This window comes from Pseudomonas sp. NPDC077186 (assembly GCF_044543505.1).
Taxonomy (GTDB): domain Bacteria; phylum Pseudomonadota; class Gammaproteobacteria; order Pseudomonadales; family Pseudomonadaceae; genus Aquipseudomonas.
Window position 1 is genome coordinate 72,254 of the sequence record NZ_JBITWE010000005.1, and the last position, 23,505, is coordinate 95,758.

Here is a 23,505-nt window from a genome sequence, read left to right on the forward strand (position 1 = left end):
AGCTCAGAGCGGAAAGATCAGCGGCACCAGCAGCACGCTGACGACCATCACCAGCAGGGTGAAGGGCACGCCGATGCGCACGAAGTCGCCGAAGCGGTACTGGCCGGGGCCGAGCACCAGGGTGTTGACCGGCGAGGAGATCGGCGTCATGAACGCCGCCGAGGCGGCCAGCGCCACGGTCATGGCGAAGGGCAGCGGCGAGGCGTCCAGCGCCTGCGCGGTGGCGATGGCCACCGGCGCCATCAGCACCGCGGTGGCAGTGTTGGAAATGAACAGGCCGATCAGCGCGGTCAGGGCGAACAGGCTGGCGAGGATCAGGTAGGGCCCGGCGCCGCCCAGGCCGCTGACCAGCAGCCGGACCGCCAGCTCGACGCCGCCGGTCTGCTGCAGGGCCTGGGCGAAGGGCAGCATGCCGACGATGAGGATCAGCGTCGGCCAGTGGATGGCGCGGTAGGCGCTATCGAGGTCGATGCAGCGAAACGCGCCCAGCAGCAGGCAGGCGATCAGCGCGGCCAGCACGTTGGGCACCAGGCCGGACACCATCAGCGCCACCATCACCGCCAGGCTGAGCAGGGCGTAGGGCGCCTTGCGCGCGGCCGGCGCCACCTCGGCCACTTCCGCCGGCAGGCTGAGCACCAGGAAGTCGCGGCTCTGTGCCTGCAGGCGGTGGATGTCCTTCCACTCGCCGGCCACCAGCAGGCAGTCCGAGGCCTTGAGCTTCTCGTCCACCAGCAGGCCTTCCAGGGCCCGGCCCTGGCGGCGCAGGCCGACCACGTTGAGCTTGTGCCGCGAGCGAAAGCCCAGTTCCTGGATGGTCTTGCCCGGCAGCTGCGACTCCGGCGGCAGCGCCACCTCGGCCAGGCCCAACTGGTGGGCGTGCAGGCTGAAGTAGGAGTGCGCCAGCGGCATGGGTTCCAGGCCGAGTGCCTGGTAGCTGCCGAGCAGGCCGATGGTCGGGCTGGCGATGTCCACCAGCAGCACGTCGCCGGGCTCCAGCTGGGTGTTGCCGCTGGCCACCAGCAGCAGGCTGCGCAGGCGTCGGCGACGCTCGACGGCGATCACGTTGATGCCGTAGTCGCGGCGCAGTGCCAGCTCGTTGAGCACCTGGTTGGCCAGCGGCGAGTCGGCGCGCAGTTGCAGGCGCCGCTCGCGGCCGTTCAGGCGGTAGCGTTCGGCCAGATCGGCGAGGGTCAGGCGTGGCGGCTCGTCGCCCTGGCCGGCCGCGCTGCGCGCCAGCCAGCGCCGCGCCAGCAGCATGTAGCCGATACCGAGCAGCAGCACGGCCAGGCCGATGGGGGTGAAGTCGAAGAAGGAAAAACCGTCCAGGCCGGCGCGGCGCAGCTCGGCGTGCACCACCAGGTTGGGCGGGGTGGCCACCAGGGTGAGCATGCCGCTGATCAGCCCGGCGAAGGCCAGCGGCATCATCAGCCGCGCCGGGGCGATGCGCAGGCGTGCGGCGACGCCGAGCACCACCGGGATGAAGATCGCCACCACGCCGGTGGAGCTCATCACCGAGCCGAGGCCGGCCACCGTCAGCATCAGCAGGAGCAACAGGCGCGTCTCGCTGCTGCCGGCCCTGGCCACCAGCCAGTCGCCGAGGCGGTAGGCGATGCCGGTGCGCACCAGACCGTCGCCGATGACGAACAGCGCGGCGATCAGGATCACGTTGGCATCGCTGAAGCCGGCCAGGCTCTGTTGCAGGTCGAGCACGTCGCTCAGCGGCAGGGCGACCAGCACCAGCAGGGCGACCACGTCCATGCGCGGCTTGCCGATGACGAAGAGGGTGACGGCGCCGGCCAGCAGGCCCAGCACCCACAGCAGATCCAGATTCATTGCAACTCCCTAACGCCTGCTCACAACCTGCTGCGTTGAAATGACCAACGGGAGTAACAGCCGAAGGCTGGCCCGAAGGGCGAGCGACGCGAGTAAAACAGGCTCGGCAAGCCGCTTGCGGCTAACGCGCTTTAGCGCGGCCCGAAGGGCGAGTGAAACGAGTAGTGCTCATTTACCACCAGTAAACTGCGCCTCCTCTCCTGTTTTCGCCTTGCAGGAACCTAGCTCGCTAGGCTGTGAGCAGGCTCTAAATGCTGGCGAGTATTTCAGGGATAACCGAGGGTGGTCTTGATCTGTTGCAGGTTAGCGGCGATCCAGCGCTTGTCGAACGGGCCCCAGTCGCGGATCAGGTAGTGCCCGGCGTTGTTGCGCTCGCCCGCGTTCTGCTCGAACTGGCAGTCGATATCCAGTTCGGCCAGCGCCGCCAGGGTGTCCTGGGCGGTGCGCCGCGGCATGCCGGTGGCGGCCATCAGCGCCGGCACGCTGGCAGCCTGGCCGCTGTCGATCAGCCAGGCGACGTAGAGGCGGCGATAGAAGCTGGTGCGGGTCTTGCTCACGTCCATGTGCGGCGCTCCCTGTTACAGGCTGGCGATGGCGATATAGGTGGCGGCGCCGGCCAGGTAGCCGATAAAGGCCAGGCCGGTGATCTTCTTCAGGTACCAGATGAAGTTGATCTTCTCCATGCCCATGGCTGCCACCCCGGCCGCCGAGCCGATGATCAGGCAGCTGCCGCCGGTGCCGGCGCAGTAGGCGAGCATTTCCCAGAAGTTGCCGTTGACCACGAAGTTGCGCAGCCAGGGCAGTTCGCTGGCGGCGGCGGTGGCCAGGGTTTCCGGGCTGACCAGCGGGTACATCTTCATCGCACCGGCAACCATCGGCACGTTGTCCACCACCGCCGAGAGCATGCCGATGGAGATGGCGATGCTGTAGACGTTGCCCAGGCTGTCCTTGAGGTAGGTGGCGACCTGGATCAGGTGGCCGGCGCTGGACAGCGCGGACACCGCCAGCAGGATGCCGAGGAAGAACAGCACGCTGGTGATGTCGATGCGGCGCAGTACGCCGACCACCGACAGCGGGTCCTTGTCCTCGCTGTTCTTGCTGCGGTGGATGATTTCGGTGGTCACCCACAGCAGGCCGAGGCCGAAGAGGATGCCCATGTACGGCGGCAGGTGGGTGATGGTCTTGAACACCGGGACGAAGATCAGCGCGCCGAGGCCTAAGCAGAACACCAGGTTGCGCTCGAACGGGGTGGTCGGGTCGCGGCGGCTTTCGGCGCTTTCCTTGAGCCGCGGCGGGGTGACCTCGCCCTTGAGCAGGAAGCTCATGAGGATCAGCGGCACCAGCAGGCAGACCAGGCTGGGCAGGAACAGCTTGGCGATGATGCCGGTGGCGGTGACCTGCTCGCCGATCCACAGCATGGTGGTAGTGACGTCGCCGATCGGCGACCAGGCGCCGCCGGAGTTGGCGGCGATCACCACGATGCCGGCGTAGAACCAGCGCTCGTGCTGGTCGGCGATCAGCTTGCGCAGCAGCGAGATCATCACGATGGTGGTGGCCAGGTTGTCCAGCGCGGCGGAGAGGAAGAAGGTGATCAGCCCCACCAGCCACAGCAGGTGCACGCGCTTGGTGGTGCGGATGCGGTCGGTGATCACCTTGAAGCCTTCGTGGGCGTCGATCAGCTCGACTATGGTCATGGCGCCCATGAGGAAGAACAGGATCTCGGAGATCTCGCCCAGGTGGTGGCGCAGCTCCTCGACCACGTGATGGGTGTTGGTGCTGGAGCCGGCGGTGCCGGTGCCCAGCAACGGCAGGATGCTGTCGGCGCCCAGCACCAGGATGGTCCAGGCGACCACGGCGGTGAGCAGCGCGGAGGCCGCCTTGTCGATCTTTAACGGGTGCTCCAGTGCGATGCACAGGTAGCCGAGGACAAAGACGAGTGCCATCAACGCATACATGTTCGGGGGATCCGTTCTGATTTTTATTGGTCGGGAAGTGCCGGAGGCTGTAGCCAGGCGGCTGAAGATGCCTGAAACAATTGGAAAAAGGGAAGGCTTTTATGGCGAAAAGGGGCAAACAGCAGGAGCGTTTTGCGACCTAATGAGGAGTCCCGGGGCGGCGCGGCGGTCGCCCCGGGTGGCGAGAGCAGATGCCTAGCCGAGCGCTTGCGGCTTGGGCGGCGCGATATAGGCCAGGGCGATGGCCAGCAGCGGCATGATCAGGTTGAAGAAGCAGTACGGCAGGTAGCTCAGGGTGGCCACGCCGAGGGTGGCGGCCATATAGGCGCCGCAGGTGTTCCAGGGCACCAGCACCGAGGTCAGGGTGCCGCCGTCTTCCAGGGCGCGCGACAGGCTGGTGGGCGGCAGGCCGCGCTTCTCGTATTCGGCGCGGTACATGCGCCCCGGCAGCACCAGGGCGATGTACTGGTCGGCGGTGATGACGTTGGTGCCGACGCTGGTGGTGATGGTGCTGGCGACCAGGCCGCTGTCGCTGCGTACCAGGCGCAGGGCGCTGTGCAGCAGGCGCTGGAGCAGACCGAGGCGTTCCAGCACGCCGCCGAAGCACATGGCGCAGATGATCAGCCACACGGTGGTGAGCATGCTGGCCATGCCGCCCTTGGACAGCAGGCCGTCCAGCTCGGCGTTGCCGCTGGCCGACTGGTAGCCGGCGAACAGCGCGCTCCATACCGTCTTCAGCGGCGCCAGGGTGCCCGCTTGTGGGTCAGCCAGGCGCGCCATCACCTCCGGCTGGAACAGCACGGCGAACAGCGCGCCGAGCAGGGCGGCGAGAAACACCGCGGGGAAGGCCGCCCACTGGCGCACCGCGAGCAGCAGCAGGAAGGCCACCGGCAGCAGCAGGTGCCAGCCCAGGTTGAACTGCGTTTCCAGCGCCGCCAGTACCTCGGCGATGCGCCCGGTGTCGTGGCTGGCGCCGGCCTGCTGGCCGAGCACGAAGAAGATCGCCAGGGCGATCAGCAGTGCCGGCAGCGTGGTGCGCAGCATGTTGCGGATATGCGCGAACAGCTCGGCGCCGGCGGCGGCCGGGGCCAGGTTGGTGGTGTCCGACAGCGGCGACAGCTTGTCGCCGAAGTAGGCGCCGGAAATGATCGCGCCGGCAGTGATCGCCGGGTCCAGGCCCAATCCGGCCGCCACGCCCATCAGGCCGATACCGAGGGTGCCGGCCACCGTCCACGAGCTGCCGATGGACAGCGCGGTGAGCGCGCAGATCAGGCAACTGGTGAGGTAGAAGTACTCGGCGCTGATCAGCTTCAGGCCGAGCCAGATCATGGTCGGCACCGTGCCGGCGAGAATCCAGGTGCCGATCAGCGCACCGACCGCCAGCAGAATCAGGTTGGCCTTCATCGCCATATGGATGCCGGCGAGTATGCCTTCCTCGATCTCGGCCCAGCGCAGGCCGTTCTTCAAACCGACCAGGCCGGCGACGAAGGCGGCGCTCATCAGGGCGATCTGGTTCGGCCCGCTGGAGGAGCCGTCGCCGAACAGGTAGACGGAAAGGCCGAGCAGCACGACGAGTACGCCAATCGGCAGCAGGGCGTCGAGCAGAGAAGGGGAGCGGGCAGTCATGGGTGTACCGGTAAATCAGGTGAGCCGTGGGAGGGGCTTCAGCCGCGACTTTGCTGTTAAAGCTCGCGGCTGAAGCCCTCCCACAAAAAAAGAAACCCGCGCCGGTTAGGGCGCGGGCCTGGGGGTATTGCGCAGGGCTCAGAGCGCGGCGATCTTGCCGCGCTGCTCCACCAGCTTGCTCAGCGCCTGTTCGGCCTCGGCCAGCTTGGCGCGTTCCTTGTCCAGCACTTCGGCCGGCGCCTTGGCGACGAAGCCCTCGTTGGCCAGCTTGCCGCCGACACGTTTGACTTCACCTTCCAGGCGGCCGATCTCCTTGTCCAGGCGCGCCAGTTCGGCGTCCTTGTCGATCAGCCCGGCCATCGGCACCAGCACCTGCATCTCGCCGACCAGGGCGGTGGCGGACATCGGCGCTTCTTCGCCTGCGGCGAGCACGCGGACCGACTCCAGCTTGGCCAGCTTGCTCAGCAGCGGCTCGAAGTCGGCCAGGCGGCGCAGGTCCTCGTCATTGGCGTTGGCGACGATGATGTCGATGCGCTTGGCCATGGAGATCTTCATCTCGCCGCGGATCTGGCGTACGCCGAGCATCAGCTGCTTGACCCACTCGATATCGGCCTCGGCGGCGGCGTCGAGGCGCTCCTCGGCTGCCACCGGCCAGGGCTGCAGCATCAGGGTGGCGCCGTCCTTGCCGGCCAGGGCCTTGATGCGCTGCCAGATCTCTTCGGTGATGAAGGGCATGAACGGGTGGGCCAGGCGCAGGATCACTTCCAGCACCCGTACCAGGGTACGGCGGGTGCCGCGCTGGCGCTCGGCGGACGCGGTTTCGTCCCACAGCACCGGCTTGACCAGCTCCAGGTACCAGGCGCAGTACTCGTCCCAGACGAACTCGTAGAGGGCCTGGGTGGCGAGGTCGAAGCGGAAGGCGTCGAGGTGGCGGGTGACGTCCTGCTCGCAGCGCTGCAGCGCGGAGATGATCCAGCGGTCGACGGCGGACAGCTCGACCGGCTCGCCGCCGGCGCCGCAGTCCTTGCCCTCGGTGTTTTCCAGGACGAAGTTGGCGGCGTTCCACAGCTTGTTGCAGAAGTTGCGGTAACCCTCGACGCGGCCCATGTCGAACTTGATGTCGCGGCCGGTGGACGCCAGCGCCAGGTTGGTGAAGCGCAGGGCGTCGGTGCCGTAGGCGGCGATGCCTTCGGGGAACTCGGCGCGGGTCTGCTTGGCGATCTTCTCGGCCAGCTTGGGCTGCATCATGCCGCTGGTGCGTTTTTCCAGCAGCTCGTCCAGGCTGATGCCGTCGACTATGTCCAGCGGGTCGAGCACGTTGCCCTTGGACTTGGACATCTTCTGGCCCTGGCCGTCGCGCACCAGGCCGTGAACGTACACGGTCTTGAACGGGATCTGCCCGGTCAGGTGGGTCGACAGCATGATCATCCGGGCGACCCAGAAGAAGATGATGTCGAAGCCGGTGACCAGCACATCGGTGGGGTGGAAGGTCTTGAGGAAGTCGGTCTGCTCGGGCCAGCCGAGGGTGGAGAAGGTCCACAGGCCGGAGCTGAACCAGGTGTCGAGCACGTCTTCGTCCTGGCGCAGCGGCGCATCGCCGAGGTTGTGCTTGGCGCGCACTTCCGCCTCGTCGCGGCCGACATAGACGTTGCCGGCGTCGTCGTACCAGGCCGGGATGCGGTGGCCCCACCACAGTTGACGGCTGATGCACCAGTCCTGGATGTCGCGCATCCAGCTGAAGTACATGTTCTCGTACTGTTTGGGCACGAACTGGATCTCGCCACTCTCGACCACGGCGATGGCTTTTTCCGCCAGCGGCTTGGTGGAGACGTACCACTGGTCGGTCAGCCAGGGCTCGATCACGGTGCCGGAGCGGTCGCCCTTCGGCACTTTCAGGGCGTGGTCTTCGATCTTCTCCAGCAGGCCGGCGGCCTCGAAGGCGGCGACGATCTGCTTGCGCGCGACGAAACGGTCCAGGCCGGCATACTCGGCCGGCAGGCTGCCGTCGATCTCTGCGTTGACGCTGCCGTCGATATTGAACACCTGGGCGCGCGCCAGTACGGCGGCGTCGGCATCGAAGATATTGATCAGCGGCAGGTTGTGGCGCTTGCCCACTTCATAGTCGTTGAAGTCGTGCGCCGGGGTAATCTTCACGCAGCCGGTGCCAAACTCGGGGTCGCAGTAGTCGTCGGCGATGATCGGGATGCGCCGGCCCACCAGCGGCAGTTCGACGAAGCAGCCGATCAGGGCTTTGTAGCGCTCGTCTTCCGGGTGCACGGCCACGGCGCTGTCGCCGAGCATGGTTTCCGGGCGGGTGGTGGCGACGATCAGATGGTCCTTGCCGTCGGCGGTCTTGTTGCCGTCGGCCAGCGGGTAGCGCAGGTTCCATAGCGAGCCTTTCTCGTCGTGGTTCTCCACTTCGAGGTCGGAGATGGCGGTGTGGAACTTGGTGTCCCAGTTGACCAGGCGCTTGCCACGATAGATCAGACCGTCCTGGTGCAGGCGCACAAAGGCTTCCTTCACCGCTTCCGAGAGGCCGTCGTCCATGGTGAAGCGCTCGCGCGACCAGTCCACCGAGCTGCCCAGGCGACGGATCTGCCGGGTGATGGTGCCGCCGGACTGCTCCTTCCATTCCCAGACCTTCTCCAGGAACTTCTCGCGGCCCAGGTCGTGGCGGCCGATGCCCTCGGCGGCCAGCTGGCGCTCGACCACCATCTGCGTGGCGATGCCCGCGTGGTCGGTGCCCGGCTGCCACAGGGTGTTGCGGCCCTGCATGCGGCGGAAGCGGATCAGGCAGTCCATGATCGAGTTGTTGAAGCCGTGGCCCATGTGCAGGCTGCCGGTGACGTTCGGCGGCGGGATCATGATGGTATAGGGCTCACCGCTACCTTGCGGGGCGAAGTAGTGGTTCTGCTCCCAGGTCTGGTACCAGTTGGATTCGATGGCGTGCGGCTGGTAGGTCTTGTCCATGCGCGGCGGGACCCTTGTGACGGCTGATCGGAAAAGCCGGCAAGTATAACGCTTATGAGCGGCAAGCCATAAGCCTCAAGCTGCAAGCCGATCGGCCGCCGGGCGACAACGGCACGTAGGGCGGAGATGGCGAAGCCTTGTCCGCCGTGGCGGCGGTGCGGCGGTGGGCAAGCCTGGCGGCATGTCCACCCTACGCGGCTACTTGCGCGGCGGCAGCAGGCGCGGCAGGCGGGCTTCCAGGCGGCGCTTGAGTTCGGCCTCGATCTGCGGCACGAAGTCGTCGATCACGTCCTGCAGGATCAGTTGCGCGGCGGCGCGCAGCTCGCTGTCCAGGCGCTGCAGGTCGCGGGCGCTGTCGTGCAGGCGCGGCTCCAGGCTGGCGCGCAGCGTGGCGCTGCTGGCGGCGGCCGACGGGCCGCTGGGCGGCGGGGCGATATTGAAGGGCGGCGGCGGGCCGGGCGGCGCGCTGACGATATCGGAGAGCACCGGGATGCTGTCCGGGTCGAGCGAATCGATCAGCAGCGGCGGCTCGAGGCTTTCGTCGCCCAGCAGTTCGCGGATCGACTCGAGGTCGTTGAGCAGTTGGGTCGGCTTGTGCGGGGGCTTATCCATGGGGCGACGCGCTTTACAGTTCTACGCGCTTGGGATCATACCCGCGCTGGCGATAGGTACGGAAATTCTCGCGACAGGCGTCGAGCAGATCCGCCTGCTGGTTGACGATCTCGATGATCCGCGCGAAGCATTCGACATGCGGCGACAGGCTGCTGCCGAGGTTGATCAGCACGCCCTGCTCGAAACCCGGCGCCTCGTCCAGGCCCAGGGTCACCGGCGACTGCGGCGCGTCGCGGTGCAGGTCGTGGGGCACGAAGCGCTCGGCCTTGAACGCCCACAGCAACTGGTCCAGCGCCTCGCACTGCGCCGCGTCGCCGCCGCGGACGAACACCGGCAGGCCGGCGCTCCAGGCCTTCAGCGCCAGTTGGCAGGCGGCGCGCAGGCGGCCTTCGGCGTCGCTGGAGGAGAGGACGTAGAACTCGATTCTGGGCATTGCCATTTCCGCGATTAGAAAGTCGTAGCCCGGATGCAATCCGGGACAGGGTCGTCCCCGGATTGCATCCGGGCTACAGGTGCATCAGGCCTTGACGCGATCCAGCAGGTACTGGGTCAGCAGCGGCACCGGGCGGCCGGTGGCGCCCTTGTCCTTGCCACCGCTGATCCAGGCGGTGCCGGCGATATCCAGGTGCGCCCAGTGATAGTTCTTGGCGAAGCGCGAGAGGAAGCAGCCGGCGGTGATGGTGCCGGCCTTTGGCCCGCCGATATTGGCGATGTCGGCGAAGGGGCTGTCCAGCTGCTCCTGGTATTCGTCGTACAGCGGCAGCTGCCAGGCGCGGTCGTCGGCCTGCTCGCCGGCCTTGAGGATCTGCTTGATCAGCGCGTCGTTGTTGCCCATCAGGCCGGAGACGTTGCTGCCCAGGGCGACGATGCAGGCGCCGGTGAGGGTGGCGATGTCGATCACCGCCTGCGGCTTGAAGCGCTCGGCGTAGGTCAGGGTGTCGCACAGCACCAGGCGGCCTTCGGCGTCGGTGTTGAGGATCTCCACCGTCTGCCCGCTCATAGTGGTGACGATATCGCCGGGGCGAGTCGCTCTACCGCTGGGCATGTTTTCGGCGCAGGCCAGCAGGCACACCAGGTTGATCGGCAGTTGCAGCTCGAGCACCGCCTTGAGGGTGCCGAACACGCTGGCGGCGCCGCACATGTCGTATTTCATCTCGTCCATGCCGGCGGCCGGCTTGATGCTGATGCCGCCGGTGTCGAAGGTGATGCCCTTGCCGACCAGGGCGAAGGGTTTGTCGTCCTTCTTGCCGCCCTGGTAGTGCATGACGATCATCCGCGGCGGCTGCTCGCTGCCCTGGGCTACGGCGAGGAAGGCGCCGGAGCCCAGTTCCTTGAGCTTCTTCTCGTCGAGGATTTCGACCTTGAGGTTCTTGTGCGCCTTGCCCAGGGCCTTGGCCTCTTCGGCCAGGTAGCTGGGGTGGCAGAGGTTCGGCGGCAGGTTGCCGAGGTTCTTGGTCAGGGCTATGCCGCTGGCGATGGCGCGGGCGTGCTGCGCGCCGCGCTCGACCGCGGCCTGCTCGGCCTTGTCGGCGATCAGGGTGATCTTCTTCAGCGCGCGGGCATCGGCCTTCTGGCTCTTGAACTGCTCGAACAGGTAGTCGCCGTCGGCCAGGGTTTCCACGATCAGGCGGGTCTTGGCGTAGGCGTCGCGGCCCTTGACCTTGAGTTCGCCGAGGGCCAGCACGGCGTCGCTGCCGCCGAGGCCCTTGAGCACGCCGTGCAGGCTTGCAACCAATTTGCGCAACTGGCGGTCGGATAGATCGCCCTTGCCGCTGCCCACCAGCAGCACGCGCTCGGCCTTGAGTCCCGGCAGGCTGTGCAGCAGCAGGGTCTGGCCCGGCTTGCCGGCGATGTCGCCGCGCTTGAGCACGGCGGAGAGGGCGCCGCCGCTGGCCGCGTCGACGGCCTTGGCAGCTTCGCCCAGCTTGCGGCCTTCGCCGATGGCCAGCACCAGGGTGGCGGTCTTCAGGGTTTCCGGACGGGTGCTTTTGACGAGGAATTCCATATGAGCTGCTCCCAAGACTGTTACCGAGAAAGACAAGGAGTCGGGTTTGGCGGATAATGCCCGCTATTTTTTCGAGGGCCCGCCGCAAGGCGGGCCGGCAAAGGTGCGGCTAGTGTGAGCGTTCGCGCCCGAGCCTGACAACCCTGGAGCGTCCGGTTTGATCGTCTTCCGTTATCTGTCCCGCGAAGTGCTGGTGACCCTCAGTGCGGTGAGCGCCGTGCTGCTGGTGATCATCATGAGCGGCCGTTTCATCAAGTACCTGGCGCAGGCCGCGCAGGGGGCGCTGGACCCCGGCGTGCTGTTTCTGATCATGGGCTACCGGATTCCCGGCTTCCTCCAGCTGATCCTGCCGTTGGGCCTGTTCCTCGGTTTCCTCCTGGCCTATGGCCGTCTCTATCTCGACAGCGAAATGACCGTGCTCTCGGCCACCGGCGTCAGCCAGCAACGGCTGACCGCCTACAGCATGGCGCCGGCGCTGATCGTCGCCCTGCTGGCTGGCTGGTTGAGCATGGGCCTGGCGCCGCAGGGCGTGGCCGAGGTGTCGCGCATTCTCAACGAACAGGATGCCCTGACCGAGCTCGATACCCTGGTGCCGGGGCGCTTCCAGTCGATGAAGGACGGCTCGCGGGTGACCTATTCGCAGGAGCTGTCGGCCGACCGCAGCGAGTTGCGCGGGGTGTTCATGTCGGAGAAGCGCTTCTCCGCCGACGGTCGCTCCGAACGCGGCATCACCGTGCTGGTGGCCGAGAGCGGGCGCCAGGAAATCCAGGCCGACGGCAGTCGCTACTTGATCCTGGAGAACGGCTACCGCTACGACGGCGAGCCCGGCGAAGCCGATTATCGCGCCATCCAGTACGACACTTACGGCGTGCTGCTGCCCAAGCCGGAGGTGGCCATCGAGGCCAGCGAGCGCGAGGCGATGCCGACCCGCGAGCTGCTGGGCAGCGATGATCCGCGCCTGCAGGCCGAACTGCAGTGGCGCCTGTCGATTCCGCTGCTGGTGTTCGTGGTCACCCTGCTGGCGGTACCGCTGTCGCGGGTCAACCCGCGCCAGGGGCGCTTCCTCAAACTGCTGCCGGCCATCTTCCTGTATATGGCCTATCTGGGCCTGCTGATCGCCGCCCGCGGCGCGCTGGACAAGGGCAAGCTGCCGCCCGGGCTGGGGCTGTGGTGGGTGCATGGCATCTTCCTGGCGATCGGCGTGCTGCTGCTGTACTGGGAACAATTGAGCCTGTGGTGGGCCGGCCGCCGTGCTGCGGCAGTGGAGGTGGCCCATGGCTAAGCTGGATAGGTACATCGGCGCTCAGGTGTTCCTGGCCATTCTCGCGGTGCTCGGCATCATCCTCGGCCTGGCCCTGCTGTTCGCCTTCATCGACGAGCTGGGCGACCTCAACAAGGGCGACTACGGCATCGGCCAGGCGCTCTGGTACGTGCTGCTGACCGCACCGCGGCGGGCTTACGAGATGCTGCCGATGGCGGCGCTGATCGGCTGCCTGATCGGCCTCGGCAGCCTGGCCAGCAACAGCGAGCTGACCATCATGCGCGCCGCCGGGGTGTCCATCGGCCGCATCGTCTGGGCCGTGATGAAGCCCATGCTGGTGCTGATGCTGGCCGGCATTCTGGTCGGCGAGTACGTCGCGCCGCTGACCGAAAACCAGGCCCAGGCCGACCGCGCCCTGGCCCAGGGCGGCGGCGCCGCGCAGAGCTCCAAGCGCGGCATGTGGCACCGCCAGGGGCAGGAGTACGTGCATATCAACGCCGTGCAACCCAACGGCCTGCTGCTCGGGGTGACCCGCTACCGCTTCGACGACGAACGGCGCATGCAGTCCGCCAGCTTCGCCCGCCGCGCCGAGCACCGCGGCGATCACTGGGTGCTTCGCAATGTGGAAACTACCCATTTCCGGAAAAATGGCACCAGGGTCGTCAAGCGTGCCAATGAACGCTGGAACATCGAGCTGAGTCCGCAACTGCTCAGCACCGTGGTGATGGAGCCCGAGTCGCTGTCGGTCAGCGGCCTGTGGCAGTACATCCACTACCTGGGCGAGCAGGGCCTGAACAACGCCCGTTACTGGCTGGCGTTCTGGAGCAAGGTGCTGCAGCCGCTGGTGACCGGCGCGCTGGTGTTGATGGCGATTTCCTTTATCTTCGGCCCGCTGCGCTCGGTGACCCTGGGCCAGCGGGTGTTCACCGGCGTGCTGGTGGGCTTCGTGTTCCGCATCGCCCAGGACCTGCTCGGCCCATCCAGCCTGGTATTTGGCTTCTCGCCGCTGCTGGCGGTGCTGGTGCCGGCGGGGATCTGCGCGCTGGCCGGGGTCTGGCTGCTGAGGCGTGCGGGCTGAGCTTCGCGTGAGCATGAAAAAGCCGGTTCTCTGAACCGGCTTTTTTGCATCTGCGCCGCGCTACTTCTTGTGGATATTCTTCGGCAGCTGCACCACGCGGCTGCCGGAATAGGCGTCGTGCCAGGTACGGCCCTGTTTGTCCCACAGCATCCAGAGAAAACCGAGGCCGGCGAACAGCCAGGAGCCGATGGCGACCACGAAGCGCAGCAGCGCCTGCCACAGGTCGATGGCGCTGCCGTCGGCGTTCTGGATGCGCAGGCCCCAGGCCTGCATGCCCAGGGTCTGGCCGTTGTGGGTCCAGAACTTGGCGAAGAAGGCGAACAGGCTGAGCAGCACCAGGCTGGCCAGGATCGGGTCGTTATCCAGGGCGCCGGCTTCGGCCATGGCCAGCAGGGTCTCGCTGCCGTGGATCAGGCGCAGGATGCCCTGTTGATAGATCAGGGTGACCACCATGATCAGCGCGACGCAGAGCAGGAAGTCGTAGAAGATCGCCGCCAGGCGACGGATCAGGCCGGCAGTGGGGAAGTCCCCCTGTGGGCGCAGCAGGTGTCTCGGCATGATGGGCTCGCTGTGACGATAGGGCGCGCCATTCTAACCGCGACTTTCCTGCGGGCATAAAAAAACCCCCGATGCAGCATCAGGGGTTCTTCAAAGCAGCGGCAATCAGCCCAGGACTTGAACCTGGTCGGCCTGCATGCCTTTTTGACCTTGCACGGCAACGAAGCTGACTTTCTGACCTTCTTTCAGGCTCTTGAAACCATTGCCTTCGATCGCGCGGAAGTGCACGAACAGATCCGGACCGCTCTCGGGAGTGATAAAACCAAAACCTTTCTCGTCGTTAAACCACTTGACGGTACCGTTCTGACGATTCGACATGTCTTTTTCCTTGAAACTAGAGTTGATGACAGCCTCTAACTATAGAGGGCTGAGACTGGTTGCAAGGAGTAATAGAAGTCGAGCGGGATGTAGCGGATCTAAATGATCTACTGCATCAGGTCACGATTCACAGCGACCCATGCAAACAGTGCAATCACTCTACGCTAACTTTTGCGCAATTGCCAACCCCCGCCGGCGCGGCTGTTGGCCAGGTTTTACGGGGCTCGCCGAGGGGCTGGGAAAGTGCAGTTGCAGGGCTTGTGCGGCACGGCGCGAAGCCCCTGGCGCGGGCATGAAAAAGCCCGCAAGACCAAGGTCTTGCGGGCTCTAAGGTGGTGCCCCGGGGGAGACTCGAACTCCCACTCCTTTCGAAAACGGATTTTGAATCCGCCGCGTCTACCGATTCCGCCACCGGGGCACAATGGCGGCGCAGTATAGGGATGCCTCAGAGCCCGGTCAATCCGCGTGCGTGGCCAGCTTGGGGGAATTCCGGTAAGCTTTGCCACCCTGCAGAAATACCCCCTCCGAATCATGCGTGTTGCCGATTTCCACTTCGACCTTCCCGAGTCGCTGATCGCTCGTCACCCTTTGGCCGAGCGTCGTGCCAGTCGCCTGTTGCAGCTCGACGGCCCAAGCGGTGAGCTGCGCCACGGCCAGTTCACCGATGTGCTGGAGCAGCTGCGTCCTGGTGATCTCATGGTGTTCAACAACACCCGAGTGATTCCGGCACGTCTGTTCGGCCAGAAGGCCTCCGGCGGCAAGCTGGAGGTGCTGGTGGAGCGTGTGCTCGATCAGTATCGCGTGCTGGCCCATGTGCGCTCGAGCAAGTCGCCCAAGCCCGGTTCGCAGATTCTCATCGACGGTGGCGGCGAGGCCGAGATGGTCGCGCGCCACGACGCGCTGTTCGAGCTGCGTTTTGCCGAGCCGGTGCTGCCGCTGCTGGAGCGTGTCGGGCATATGCCGCTGCCGCCTTATATAGACCGGCCGGACGACGAGGCCGACCGTGAGCGCTATCAGACCGTCTATGCGCAGAAGGCGGGTGCCGTGGCGGCTCCGACTGCCGGCCTGCACTTCGATGACGAACTGCTGGCGGCGATCCGTGCCAAGGGGGTGGACACCGCGTTCGTGACGCTTCACGTCGGTGCGGGCACTTTCCAGCCGGTGCGGGTCGAACGGATCGAAGACCACCATATGCACAGCGAGTGGCTGGAGGTCGGCCAGGACGTGGTCGATGCCGTGGCCGCCTGCCGGGCGCGCGGCGGTCGGGTGATCGCGGTGGGCACCACCAGCGTACGCTCGCTGGAGACGGCGGCGCGCGATGGCGAGCTGAAGCCCTTCAGCGGTGATACCGACATCTTTATCTACCCCGGTCGTCCCTTTCATGTAGTCGATGCCCTGGTAACCAATTTCCACCTGCCCGAGTCGACCCTGCTGATGCTGGTGTCGGCCTTCGCCGGTTATCCCGAAACCATGGCCGCCTACCGCGAAGCCGTGGCGCAGGGCTATCGCTTCTTCAGTTACGGTGATGCCATGTTCATCACCCGCAATCCCGCCGCGCGCGGGCCCGAGGTTTGAGTATGTCGCGCACCTGTCGCATGTCCTTCGAATTGCTGGCCACTGACGGCAAAGCCCGCAGGGGTCGCCTGACCTTCCCGCGTGGCGTGGTCGAGACCCCGGCCTTCATGCCGGTGGGCACCTATGGCACGGTCAAGGGCATGCTGCCGCGCGATGTCGAGGATATTGGCGCGCAGATCATTCTCGGCAATACCTTCCACCTGTGGCTGCGCCCGGGCATGGAGGTGATCAAGAAACATGGCGACCTGCATGACTTCATGCAGTGGCAGGGGCCGATCCTCACCGACTCCGGTGGTTTCCAGGTGTTCAGCCTGGGGGCGATGCGCAAGATCAAGGAGGAGGGCGTGTACTTCGCCTCACCGGTCGATGGCGCCAAGGTCTTCATGGGGCCGGAAGAGTCGATGCAGGTGCAGCGCGACCTGGGCTCGGACATCGTGATGATCTTCGATGAATGCACGCCGTACCCGGCCGAATTCGATGTGGCCAAGCGTTCCATGGAGCTGTCGCTGCGTTGGGCCAAGCGCTCCAAGACCGCACACGGTGAGAGCAGCGCAGCGCTGTTCGGTATCGTCCAGGGCGGCATGCATGAAGAGCTGCGCATGCGCTCGCTCGAAGGGCTTTGCGAAATCGGCTTCGACGGCCTGGCCATTGGCGGGCTGTCGGTCGGCGAGCCGAAGGAAGAGATGATCCGTGTGCTGGATTTCCTGCCGCCGCAGATGCCGGCCGACAAGCCGCGCTACCTGATGGGCGTGGGCAAGCCGGAAGACCTGGTCGAGGGTGTGCGCCGCGGGGTGGACATGTTCGACTGCGTGATGCCGACGCGCAATGCGCGCAACGGCCACCTGTTCGTCGATACCGGCGTGGTGAAGATTCGCAACGCCGTGCACAAACACGACGACTCGCCGCTGGACCCGACCTGCGACTGTTACACCTGTAAACGTTTCTCGCGCGCTTATCTGCATCATCTGGACAAGTGCGGCGAAATGCTCGGTAGCATGCTCAATACCATCCATAACTTGCGGCATTATCAGCGGGTTATGGCTGGTTTGCGCGAGGCTATCGGACAGGGTACATTGGCCGCCTTTGTCGAAACCTTCTATGCCAAGCGCGGCCTGCCCGTGCCGCCGCTGGACTGATTCCCGAACGATTCAACATCCTTTCCATTAGGAGTGATACATGAGCTTTTTCATCCCCGCCGCCTACGCTGACACCGCTCCGGCTGCCGGCCCTGCCGGTAGCGGCTTCGAGTGGGTGTTCCTGATCGGCTTTCTGGTCATCTTCTACCTGATGATCTGGCGTCCCCAGGCCAAGCGCGCCAAGGAGCACAAGAACCTGCTCGGCGGCCTGCAGAAGGGCGACGAGGTGGTGACCAGCGGCGGTATCGCCGGCAAGGTGACCAAGGTGGCCGACGATTTCGTGGTGATCGAGGTTTCCGACAGCGTCGAGCTGAAGTTCCAGAAGCAGGCCATCGCCGCCACCCTGCCCAAGGGCACGCTGAAAGCCATCTGATTCGGTTGTTAGTTTTCCACTCGACGGGGCGCTTTTAGCGCCCCGCGTCATAAGCGGGCGGCTCGTTCATGCTCAATAAATATCCTCTGTGGAAGTACCTGCTGATTCTGGCCGTATTGGCCGTCGGCCTGGTGTACTCCATCCCCAATCTCTATCCGGACGATCCGGCCGTGCAGATCAGCGGTGCCAGCTCGGCGCTGAGCATCGAGCAGGGCGATCTCGATCGCGCCGGCAAGGCGCTGCAGGAAGCCGGCATCGCGGTCAAGGACATCGGTCTCGACGAGCGCGGCCGCGCGGGCCTGATCCGTCTGACCAAGCAGGATGACCAACTGCCGGCCAAGGACGTGGTGCGTCGCGCCCTGGGCGACGACTACGTGGTGGCGCTGAACCTGGCGCAGACCACCCCCGACTGGCTGCGCAACCTTGGCGCCAGCCCGATGAAACTGGGTCTGGACCTGTCCGGCGGCGTGCACTTCCTGCTCGAAGTCGACATGGACAAGGCGCTGGACGTACGCCGCAAGGTCTACGAAGGCGAGATCAAGAGCCTGCTGCGCAAGGAGCGGATTCGCTACCGCAGCATGCCGGAACAGAACGGTCGCATTCAGCTCGGCTTCGCCGACGGCGATGCGCTGGAGCAGGCCCAGCGCCTGATCCGCAAGGACTTCACCGATTTCGAGATCACCGCCGTCGAGCGCGGTGGTCAGCAGGTGCTGCAACTCGGCCTGACCGCGGCGAAGATCGCCGAGATCCGCGAGTACTCGATCAAGCAGAACCTCACCACCGTGCGCAACCGGGTCAACGAACTCGGCGTGGCCGAACCGCTGGTGCAGCGCCAGGGCGCCAACCGCATCGTGGTCGAGCTGCCGGGCGTGCAGGACACTGCCGAAGCCAAGCGTATCCTCGGTAAGACCGCCAACCTGGAATTCCGCCTGCAGGCCGATTTCGACGCGCCGCGCGGCGCCACCGAAAGCTTCGGTTTCCGCGAGGAAGGCCGGCCGCCGGTGCAGCTCGAGCGCGAGCTGATCATCACCGGCGACCAGGTCACCGACGCCCAGGCCAGCTTCGACGAGAACGGCCGGCCGCAGGTCAATATCCGTCTCGACGGCCACGGCGGCGACCTGATGAACCGCGCCACGCGCAACAACGTGGGGCGCAGCATGGCGGTGATCTTCATCGAGCAGAAGCCGGTGACCCGCTACGTGCGTCAGGTGGTCGACGGCGTCGAGCAGGAAGTGACGGTGTCGTCCTTCGTCGAGGAGAAGAAGATCATCAGCCTGGCGACCATCCAGTCGCCGCTGGGCAGCCAGTTCCGCATCACCGGCCTCAACGGCCAGGGCGAATCCTCCGAGCTGGCGCTGCTGCTGCGTGCCGGCGGCCTGGCGGCGCCGATGTACTTCGCCGAGGAGCGCACCATCGGCCCGAGCCTGGGCGCCGAGAATATCGCCAAGGGCATCGACTCCACCGAGTGGGCGATGGTCTTCGTGGCGCTGTTCATCATCGCCATCTACCGCTTCTTCGGGGTGCTGGCGACCGTCGCGCTGGCGTTCAACCTGGTGCTGCTGGTCGGTCTGATGTCGGCCATCGGCGCCACCCTGACCCTGCCGGGCATCGCCGGCATCGTGCTGACCCTGGGTATGGCGGTGGACGCCAACGTGCTGATCTTCTCGCGTATCCGCGAGGAGCTGGCCAATGGCCTGCACGTGCAGCGCGCCATCCACGAGGGGTTCGACCGCGCCTTCTCGGCGATTCTCGACAGTAACCTGACCACCTTGCTGGTCGGCGGCATCCTGTTCGCCATGGGCACCGGCCCGGTCAAGGGCTTCGCGGTGACCATGTCGCTGGGCATCGTCACCTCGATGTTCACCGCCATCCTGTTCACCCGTGGCCTGGTCAACCTGATCTTCGGTGGCCGTAACTTCAAGAAGCTGTGGATCTAGCCATGATCAAGTCAACCATTCGTTTCATGGCGGTGCGCAACATCGCCTTTACCATGACCCTGGTGCTCACCCTGGTCGGGCTCGGGGCGTTGTTCGCCAAGGGCCTGAACTTCGGTCTGGATTTCACCGGCGGTACCCTGATCGAGCTGCAATACGAGCAGCCGGCCGACCTCGAGTTGATCAAGCGCGAGCTGGGCCAGGCCGGTTACGCCGACGCCGTGGTGCAGAACTTCGGTGCCAGCACCGATGTGCTGGTGCGCCTGGCGGGCGATGACCCCGATCTGGGCAACCGGGTGGCCGAGGCCCTGCGCAAGGTCGACAGCACCACCGAGTTCGAGGTCAAGCGCGTCGAGTTCGTCGGCCCGCAGGTGGGCGAGGAGCTGCGCGATCAGGGCGGCATCGCCATGCTCCTGGCGCTGGGCGGCATCCTCCTGTACCTGGCGTTTCGCTTCCAGTGGAAATTCGGCGTCGGCGCTATCGCCTCCCTGGTGCACGACGTGGTGATCACCCTTGGCGTGCTGGCGTTCTTCCAGATTCCCTTCGACCTGACCGTGCTGGCGGCGGTGCTGGCGATGATCGGCTATTCGCTGAACGACACCATCATCATCTACGACCGCATCCGCGAGAACTTCCGCATGCTGCGCAAGGCGTCGCTGATCGAGAACATCGACATCTCGATCACCCAGACCCTGCTGCGCACCATCGCCACCTCGTTGTCCACCGCGCTGGCCCTGCTGGCGCTGCTGTTCTTCGGCGGCGACGTGCTGGCGGCCTTCGCTCTGACCCTGCTGGTCGGTGTGGTGGTGGGTACCTACTCGTCGGTGTACATCGGCGCCGTGGTGCTGATCTGGCTGAAGCTGAGCGTCGAGGATCTGATTCCGCCGGCCGTCGAAGCCGAGGCCGACGACGGGCGCCCCTGAGGCTGTGACCTGCTTCATGTAATGCGCACGCTGGCCGCGACAGGGCGAACTTGTCGCGGCCTTTTGCTGTCCTAGGCATGGAGAAAGGCGCGAGTCGCCGAGCCTAGGAGAGAATCATGAACAAGTCGATGTTGATCGGTACCGTGCTGGGCGCTGTCGGCGTTACCGCTGGCGGCGCGGTTGCCACTTACAGCCTGGTCGATCGCGGCCCGCAGTACGCCGAAGTGCTGGCGGTGACCCCGGTCAAGGAAACCATCAAGACGCCGCGCGAGGTGTGCAAGGACGTCACCGTCACCCGTCAGGCGCCGGTCAAGGATCAGCACCAGATCGCCGGCACCGCCATCGGCGCCATCGCCGGCGGCCTGCTGGGCAATCAGGTCGGCGGCGGCAGCGGCAAGAAGATCGCCACCGTGGCCGGTGCGGTCGGCGGCGGCTACGCCGGCAACAAGATCCAGGAAGGCATGCAGGCGCGCGACACCTACACCACCACCGAAACCCGCTGCAACACCGTGACCGATACCAGCGAGAAGCTGGTGGGTTACGACGTCAAGTATCAGCTGGGCGAGCAGGTCGGCACCGTGCGCATGGATCGCGACCCGGGCAGTCAGATTCCGGTTAACAAGCAGGGTGAGCTGGTGTTGGTGCAGCAGGCGCAATAATCGCCGTGCATAAAAAAACGCCCCCTCGGGGCGTTTTTTTATTGTCGGGAGACTGGCGCTCAGCGCTTCATCGACGGTGCCAGGTGCGGTTGGATGGCGGTCAGTACGGCCTTGAAGCACTTGGTATTACCGGCAACGATCTGACCTTTCTCGAGGAATTCGTGGCCGCCGGTGAAGTCGCTGACCAGGCCGCCTGCTTCCTGAATCAGCAGGGCGCCAGCGGCCATGTCCCACTCGGACAGGCCGAACTCCCAGAAGGCGTCGTAGCGGCCGGCTGCGACATAAGCCAGATCCAGGCTGGCGGCACCGGCACGGCGTACGCCGGCGGTCTGGCCGACCAGGCTGCGGAACATGCCCAGGTAGTTCTCGAGGTTGTCCAGTTGCTCGTTGCGGAACGGGAAGCCAGTGCCGAGCAGCGCGCCGTCCAGGCTCTTGCGGTTGCTTACGCGCAGGCGGCGACCATTGAGGGCGGCGCCGCGGCCGCGACTGGCGGTGAATTCTTCCTGGCGTACCGGGTCGAGCACGATGGCGTGCTCCAGGCGGCCGCGGTATTTGCAGGCGATGCTGATGGCGAAGTGCGGCACGCCGCGGATGAAGTTGGTGGTGCCGTCCAGCGGGTCGATGATCCACTGGTAGTCGGCGCCGTCGCCGCTGCCTTCCAGTGCGCCGCCTTCCTCGCCGAGGAAGCTGTGGGTCGGGTAGGCCTTGCGAATGGCCTGGACGATCATCAGCTCGGCGGCGCGATCAACCTCGGTGACGTAATCCTTGGCATCCTTCTCGTCGACCGAGATGACGTCCAGGCGCTCGATGGAGCGAAAGATCATTTCACCGGCGCTGCGAGCGGCGCGCAGGGCGATATTCAGCATGGGCTGCATGGAAGGTTCACCTGGGGCGTTAAAGAAAGCCGGCCATGTTAGCAGAAAAGTCCGGCGGATGCAGTGCCGTCCGTACGCCGCATGGCATTAATCCGAGGGCTTGGGTAAGATCGTTGCCCCCTTGTCGTCTCTGAGAGTGCCTGCGTTGCTGGACAATATTCGTGTGGTTTTGGTGGGCACCAGTCATCCGGGCAATATCGGCGGCGCGGCGCGGGCGATGAAGAACATGGGCCTGTCGCGTCTGGTGCTGGTCGCTCCGGAGGATTTTCCCAGCGGCGAGGCGGTGGCGCGCGCCTCCGGCGCCACCGATGTGCTGGATGCGGCGCAGGTGGTCGGCACGCTGGAGGAGGCGCTGGTCGGCTGCAGTCTGGTGATCGGCACCAGTGCGCGGGATCGGCGCATTCCCTGGCCGTTGCTGGATCCGCGCGAGTGCGGGGTGACCAGTTGCGAGCAGGCCGCCGCCGGCGCCGAGGTGGCGTTGGTGTTCGGTCGCGAGTACGCCGGGCTGACCAACGAGGAGCTGCAGCGCTGTCAGTACCACGTGCATATCCCGTCCAATCCTGAGTTCAGTTCGCTGAACCTGGCGGCGGCGGTGCAGGTGCTGGCCTACGAAGTGCGCATGGCCTGGTTGGCTGCGCAGGGCTTGCCGAGCAAGGTGGAGAAGCTGGAAACCACTGCCATGCTCAGTTCCCAGGCGGCCACGGCGGATGAGCTGGAGTCCTTCTACGGCCACCTGCAGCGGGTGCTGGTGATGATCGGTTTCCTCGATCCGCTGAAGCCGCGGCACCTGATGACCCGCCTGCGTCGCCTGTATGGGCGCAGTGCGGTGAGCAAGTTGGAAATGAATATCCTGCGCGGCATTCTCACCGAGACCGAGAAGACCGTGCGCGGTGAGCCTCACAAGCAGGGGAAGTCCGATGTTTGAGCGCATGCGAGAAGATATCCAGAGCGTGTTTCACCGCGACCCGGCGGCGCGCAACGCCTTCGAGGTGGTCACCTGCTACCCGGGCCTGCATGCGGTCTGGCTGCACCGCGTCGCCCACGCCCTGTGGCGCTCGGGCTGGAAGTGGCTGGCGCGGATGGTGTCCAACTTCGGCCGCTGGCTGACCGGTATCGAGATTCATCCGGGGGCGAAGATCGGTCGGCGTTTCTTCATCGACCACGGCATGGGCATCGTCATCGGCGAGACCGCCGAGATCGGCAACGACGTCACCCTTTATCAGGGCGTGACCCTGGGCGGCACCAGCTGGAACAAGGGCAAGCGCCACCCGACCCTGGAAGACGGCGTGGTGGTCGGCGCCGGGGCCAAGGTGCTCGGCCCGTTCACTGTCGGTGCCGGCGCCAAGATCGGTTCCAATGCCGTGGTGACCAAGGCGGTGCCGGCTGGCGCCACTGCGGTGGGGATTCCCGGCAAGATCATCGCCAAGTCCGACGACGAGCAGGAGGCCAAGCGCCAGGCCATGGCCGAGAAGATCGGCTTCGATGCCTATGGCGTCGGCCAGGACATGCCGGACCCGGTGGCGCGCGCCATCGGCCAGTTGCTCGATCACCTGCATGCGGTCGATGGTCGCCTGGAAGGCATGTGCAAGGCGCTCACCGCCCTCGGTAGCGACTACTGCGCCAAGGATCTGCCGGTGCTGCGCGACGAGGACTTCGCCGAGGTGTGCAAGGACCAGCAGCAGGGCGACAAGCCGGCGGCCTGATGCGCGGCGAGGCGGTCTTTGCTATGATGCCGCCTCTTTTTGCGCTCAATCCCGAGTAAATCGATAGGTCTTATAGTTGACTTAAATACTCGGGAATCGCATACTTCGCCG

21 protein-coding genes and 1 tRNA gene are annotated in these 23,505 nt (G+C 65.6%); 10 read left to right on the forward strand and 12 right to left on the reverse strand.

The features are described 5' to 3' along the window. Window positions 1-3: 3 nt before the first annotated feature. The 8 genes from ACIGKL_RS18565 to ACIGKL_RS18600 all read right to left on the reverse strand — a co-directional run bounded on the left by ACIGKL_RS18565 (window position 4) and on the right by ACIGKL_RS18600 (window position 11,001). The gene (locus tag ACIGKL_RS18565; RefSeq protein ID WP_397487947.1) at window positions 4-1,833 is read right to left on the reverse strand and encodes an SLC13 family permease; all 1,830 of its coding nucleotides are present in this window, start codon (window positions 1,831-1,833) and stop codon (window positions 4-6) included. A 266-nt stretch (window positions 1,834-2,099) separates the two neighbouring features. Further along, entirely contained in the window at window positions 2,100-2,396 is a 297-nt protein-coding gene (locus ACIGKL_RS18570; protein WP_397487948.1) for a helix-turn-helix domain-containing protein, read from the reverse strand. A 15-nt stretch (window positions 2,397-2,411) separates the two neighbouring features. Continuing rightward, the gene (gene nhaD / locus ACIGKL_RS18575; RefSeq protein ID WP_397487949.1) at window positions 2,412-3,788 is read right to left on the reverse strand and encodes a sodium:proton antiporter NhaD; all 1,377 of its coding nucleotides are present in this window, start codon (window positions 3,786-3,788) and stop codon (window positions 2,412-2,414) included. 195 nt (window positions 3,789-3,983) lie between these two features. Next, on the reverse strand, window positions 3,984-5,414 hold the full coding sequence (gene nhaC / locus ACIGKL_RS18580; RefSeq protein ID WP_397487950.1) for a Na+/H+ antiporter NhaC: 1,431 nt from the start codon (window positions 5,412-5,414) through the stop codon (window positions 3,984-3,986). Between the two features lie 138 nt (window positions 5,415-5,552). Further along, window positions 5,553-8,384 carry a valine--tRNA ligase gene (locus ACIGKL_RS18585; protein ID WP_397487951.1) on the reverse strand — a complete coding sequence of 944 codons (2,832 nt, stop codon included), beginning with the start codon at window positions 8,382-8,384 and terminating at the stop codon, window positions 5,553-5,555. A gap of 198 nt (window positions 8,385-8,582) precedes the next feature. After that, the gene (locus ACIGKL_RS18590; RefSeq protein ID WP_397487952.1) at window positions 8,583-8,996 is read right to left on the reverse strand and encodes a DNA polymerase III subunit chi; all 414 of its coding nucleotides are present in this window, start codon (window positions 8,994-8,996) and stop codon (window positions 8,583-8,585) included. A 13-nt stretch (window positions 8,997-9,009) separates the two neighbouring features. Continuing rightward, complete coding sequence (locus ACIGKL_RS18595) at window positions 9,010-9,429, reverse strand: DNA polymerase III subunit chi (protein ID WP_397487953.1); 420 nt, start codon at window positions 9,427-9,429, stop codon at window positions 9,010-9,012. Between the two features lie 84 nt (window positions 9,430-9,513). Beyond that, window positions 9,514-11,001, reverse strand: a complete 1,488-nt coding sequence (locus ACIGKL_RS18600) for a leucyl aminopeptidase (RefSeq protein WP_397487954.1) — start codon at window positions 10,999-11,001, stop codon at window positions 9,514-9,516. 157 nt (window positions 11,002-11,158) lie between these two features. On the opposite strand from ACIGKL_RS18600, the gene lptF reads away from it, so the two are divergent. Further along, entirely contained in the window at window positions 11,159-12,283 is a 1,125-nt protein-coding gene (gene lptF, locus ACIGKL_RS18605; RefSeq protein WP_397487955.1) for an LPS export ABC transporter permease LptF, read from the forward strand. Further along, complete coding sequence (gene lptG / locus ACIGKL_RS18610) at window positions 12,276-13,340, forward strand: LPS export ABC transporter permease LptG (RefSeq protein ID WP_397487956.1); 1,065 nt, start codon at window positions 12,276-12,278, stop codon at window positions 13,338-13,340. The genes lptF and lptG overlap by 8 nt, the downstream gene beginning before the upstream one ends. A 60-nt stretch (window positions 13,341-13,400) precedes the next feature. Here the strand turns inward: lptG and ACIGKL_RS18615 are convergent, their stop codons facing one another. The 3 genes from ACIGKL_RS18615 to ACIGKL_RS18625 form a co-directional block, all read right to left on the reverse strand. Further along, window positions 13,401-13,898 (reverse strand): RDD family protein, encoded by a 498-nt coding sequence (locus ACIGKL_RS18615; RefSeq protein ID WP_397487957.1) that lies wholly within the window; start codon window positions 13,896-13,898, stop codon window positions 13,401-13,403. Between the two features lie 105 nt (window positions 13,899-14,003). Continuing rightward, entirely contained in the window at window positions 14,004-14,216 is a 213-nt protein-coding gene (locus ACIGKL_RS18620) for a cold-shock protein (RefSeq protein WP_003459665.1), read from the reverse strand. 333 nt (window positions 14,217-14,549) lie between these two features. After that, window positions 14,550-14,634: transfer RNA gene (locus tag ACIGKL_RS18625), tRNA-Leu, on the reverse strand. A 113-nt stretch (window positions 14,635-14,747) separates the two neighbouring features. Between ACIGKL_RS18625 and queA the strand changes: the two genes are divergently transcribed. The 6 genes from queA to ACIGKL_RS18655 all read left to right on the forward strand — a co-directional run bounded on the left by queA (window position 14,748) and on the right by ACIGKL_RS18655 (window position 20,816). Beyond that, on the forward strand, window positions 14,748-15,791 hold the full coding sequence (queA, locus tag ACIGKL_RS18630; RefSeq protein WP_397487958.1) for a tRNA preQ1(34) S-adenosylmethionine ribosyltransferase-isomerase QueA: 1,044 nt from the start codon (window positions 14,748-14,750) through the stop codon (window positions 15,789-15,791). A gap of 20 nt (window positions 15,792-15,811) precedes the next feature. Continuing rightward, window positions 15,812-16,927, forward strand: coding sequence for a tRNA guanosine(34) transglycosylase Tgt (gene tgt, locus ACIGKL_RS18635; protein ID WP_397488306.1), 1,116 nt, complete (start codon window positions 15,812-15,814; stop codon window positions 16,925-16,927). Between the two features lie 40 nt (window positions 16,928-16,967). Beyond that, complete coding sequence (gene yajC / locus ACIGKL_RS18640; protein WP_397487959.1) at window positions 16,968-17,300, forward strand: preprotein translocase subunit YajC; 333 nt, start codon at window positions 16,968-16,970, stop codon at window positions 17,298-17,300. Between the two features lie 68 nt (window positions 17,301-17,368). After that, entirely contained in the window at window positions 17,369-19,237 is a 1,869-nt protein-coding gene (secD, locus tag ACIGKL_RS18645; RefSeq protein WP_397487960.1) for a protein translocase subunit SecD, read from the forward strand. Window positions 19,238-19,239: 2 nt separating this feature from the next. Then, window positions 19,240-20,157: a protein translocase subunit SecF gene (gene secF / locus ACIGKL_RS18650; protein ID WP_021442768.1), complete on the forward strand. Its 918-nt coding sequence runs from the start codon at window positions 19,240-19,242 to the stop codon at window positions 20,155-20,157. A gap of 116 nt (window positions 20,158-20,273) precedes the next feature. Beyond that, window positions 20,274-20,816 (forward strand): glycine zipper 2TM domain-containing protein, encoded by a 543-nt coding sequence (locus ACIGKL_RS18655; protein ID WP_397487961.1) that lies wholly within the window; start codon window positions 20,274-20,276, stop codon window positions 20,814-20,816. A 59-nt stretch (window positions 20,817-20,875) separates the two neighbouring features. Here the strand turns inward: ACIGKL_RS18655 and suhB are convergent, their stop codons facing one another. After that, window positions 20,876-21,691, reverse strand: coding sequence for an inositol-phosphate phosphatase (gene suhB, locus ACIGKL_RS18660; RefSeq protein WP_397487962.1), 816 nt, complete (start codon window positions 21,689-21,691; stop codon window positions 20,876-20,878). A gap of 145 nt (window positions 21,692-21,836) precedes the next feature. Here suhB and trmJ point away from each other — a divergent pair, with 145 nt between their 5' ends. Both trmJ and cysE read left to right on the forward strand, forming a co-directional pair. Then, window positions 21,837-22,616, forward strand: coding sequence for a tRNA (cytosine(32)/uridine(32)-2'-O)-methyltransferase TrmJ (gene trmJ, locus ACIGKL_RS18665; protein ID WP_397488307.1), 780 nt, complete (start codon window positions 21,837-21,839; stop codon window positions 22,614-22,616). Next, window positions 22,609-23,394: a serine O-acetyltransferase gene (gene cysE, locus ACIGKL_RS18670; RefSeq protein WP_397487963.1), complete on the forward strand. Its 786-nt coding sequence runs from the start codon at window positions 22,609-22,611 to the stop codon at window positions 23,392-23,394. Before trmJ ends, cysE begins: the two co-directional genes overlap by 8 nt. Window positions 23,395-23,505 lie beyond the last annotated feature (111 nt).

What these genes read in the sequence shown, in the direction of transcription:
- ACIGKL_RS18585 (WP_397487951.1), bottom strand. Translation starts at nt 8,384, where the DNA reads ATGGACAAGACCTACCAGCCGCACGCCATCGAATCCAACTGGTACCAG.
- nhaD (WP_397487949.1), bottom strand. Translation starts at nt 3,788, where the DNA reads ATGTATGCGTTGATGGCACTCGTCTTTGTCCTCGGCTACCTGTGCATC.
- yajC (WP_397487959.1), top strand. Translation starts at nt 16,968, where the DNA reads ATGAGCTTTTTCATCCCCGCCGCCTACGCTGACACCGCTCCGGCTGCC.
- ACIGKL_RS18565 (WP_397487947.1), bottom strand. Translation starts at nt 1,833, where the DNA reads ATGAATCTGGATCTGCTGTGGGTGCTGGGCCTGCTGGCCGGCGCCGTC.
- lptG (WP_397487956.1), top strand. Translation starts at nt 12,276, where the DNA reads ATGGCTAAGCTGGATAGGTACATCGGCGCTCAGGTGTTCCTGGCCATT.
- ACIGKL_RS18600 (WP_397487954.1), bottom strand. Translation starts at nt 11,001, where the DNA reads ATGGAATTCCTCGTCAAAAGCACCCGTCCGGAAACCCTGAAGACCGCC.
- queA (WP_397487958.1), top strand. Translation starts at nt 14,748, where the DNA reads ATGCGTGTTGCCGATTTCCACTTCGACCTTCCCGAGTCGCTGATCGCT.
- ACIGKL_RS18655 (WP_397487961.1), top strand. Translation starts at nt 20,274, where the DNA reads ATGAACAAGTCGATGTTGATCGGTACCGTGCTGGGCGCTGTCGGCGTT.
- secF (WP_021442768.1), top strand. Translation starts at nt 19,240, where the DNA reads ATGATCAAGTCAACCATTCGTTTCATGGCGGTGCGCAACATCGCCTTT.
- tgt (WP_397488306.1), top strand. Translation starts at nt 15,812, where the DNA reads ATGTCCTTCGAATTGCTGGCCACTGACGGCAAAGCCCGCAGGGGTCGC.
- ACIGKL_RS18620 (WP_003459665.1), bottom strand. Translation starts at nt 14,216, where the DNA reads ATGTCGAATCGTCAGAACGGTACCGTCAAGTGGTTTAACGACGAGAAA.
- ACIGKL_RS18595 (WP_397487953.1), bottom strand. Translation starts at nt 9,429, where the DNA reads ATGCCCAGAATCGAGTTCTACGTCCTCTCCTCCAGCGACGCCGAAGGC.
- ACIGKL_RS18590 (WP_397487952.1), bottom strand. Translation starts at nt 8,996, where the DNA reads ATGGATAAGCCCCCGCACAAGCCGACCCAACTGCTCAACGACCTCGAG.
- ACIGKL_RS18570 (WP_397487948.1), bottom strand. Translation starts at nt 2,396, where the DNA reads ATGGACGTGAGCAAGACCCGCACCAGCTTCTATCGCCGCCTCTACGTC.
- suhB (WP_397487962.1), bottom strand. Translation starts at nt 21,691, where the DNA reads ATGCAGCCCATGCTGAATATCGCCCTGCGCGCCGCTCGCAGCGCCGGT.
- ACIGKL_RS18615 (WP_397487957.1), bottom strand. Translation starts at nt 13,898, where the DNA reads ATGCCGAGACACCTGCTGCGCCCACAGGGGGACTTCCCCACTGCCGGC.
- secD (WP_397487960.1), top strand. Translation starts at nt 17,369, where the DNA reads ATGCTCAATAAATATCCTCTGTGGAAGTACCTGCTGATTCTGGCCGTA.
- nhaC (WP_397487950.1), bottom strand. Translation starts at nt 5,414, where the DNA reads ATGACTGCCCGCTCCCCTTCTCTGCTCGACGCCCTGCTGCCGATTGGC.
- cysE (WP_397487963.1), top strand. Translation starts at nt 22,609, where the DNA reads ATGTTTGAGCGCATGCGAGAAGATATCCAGAGCGTGTTTCACCGCGAC.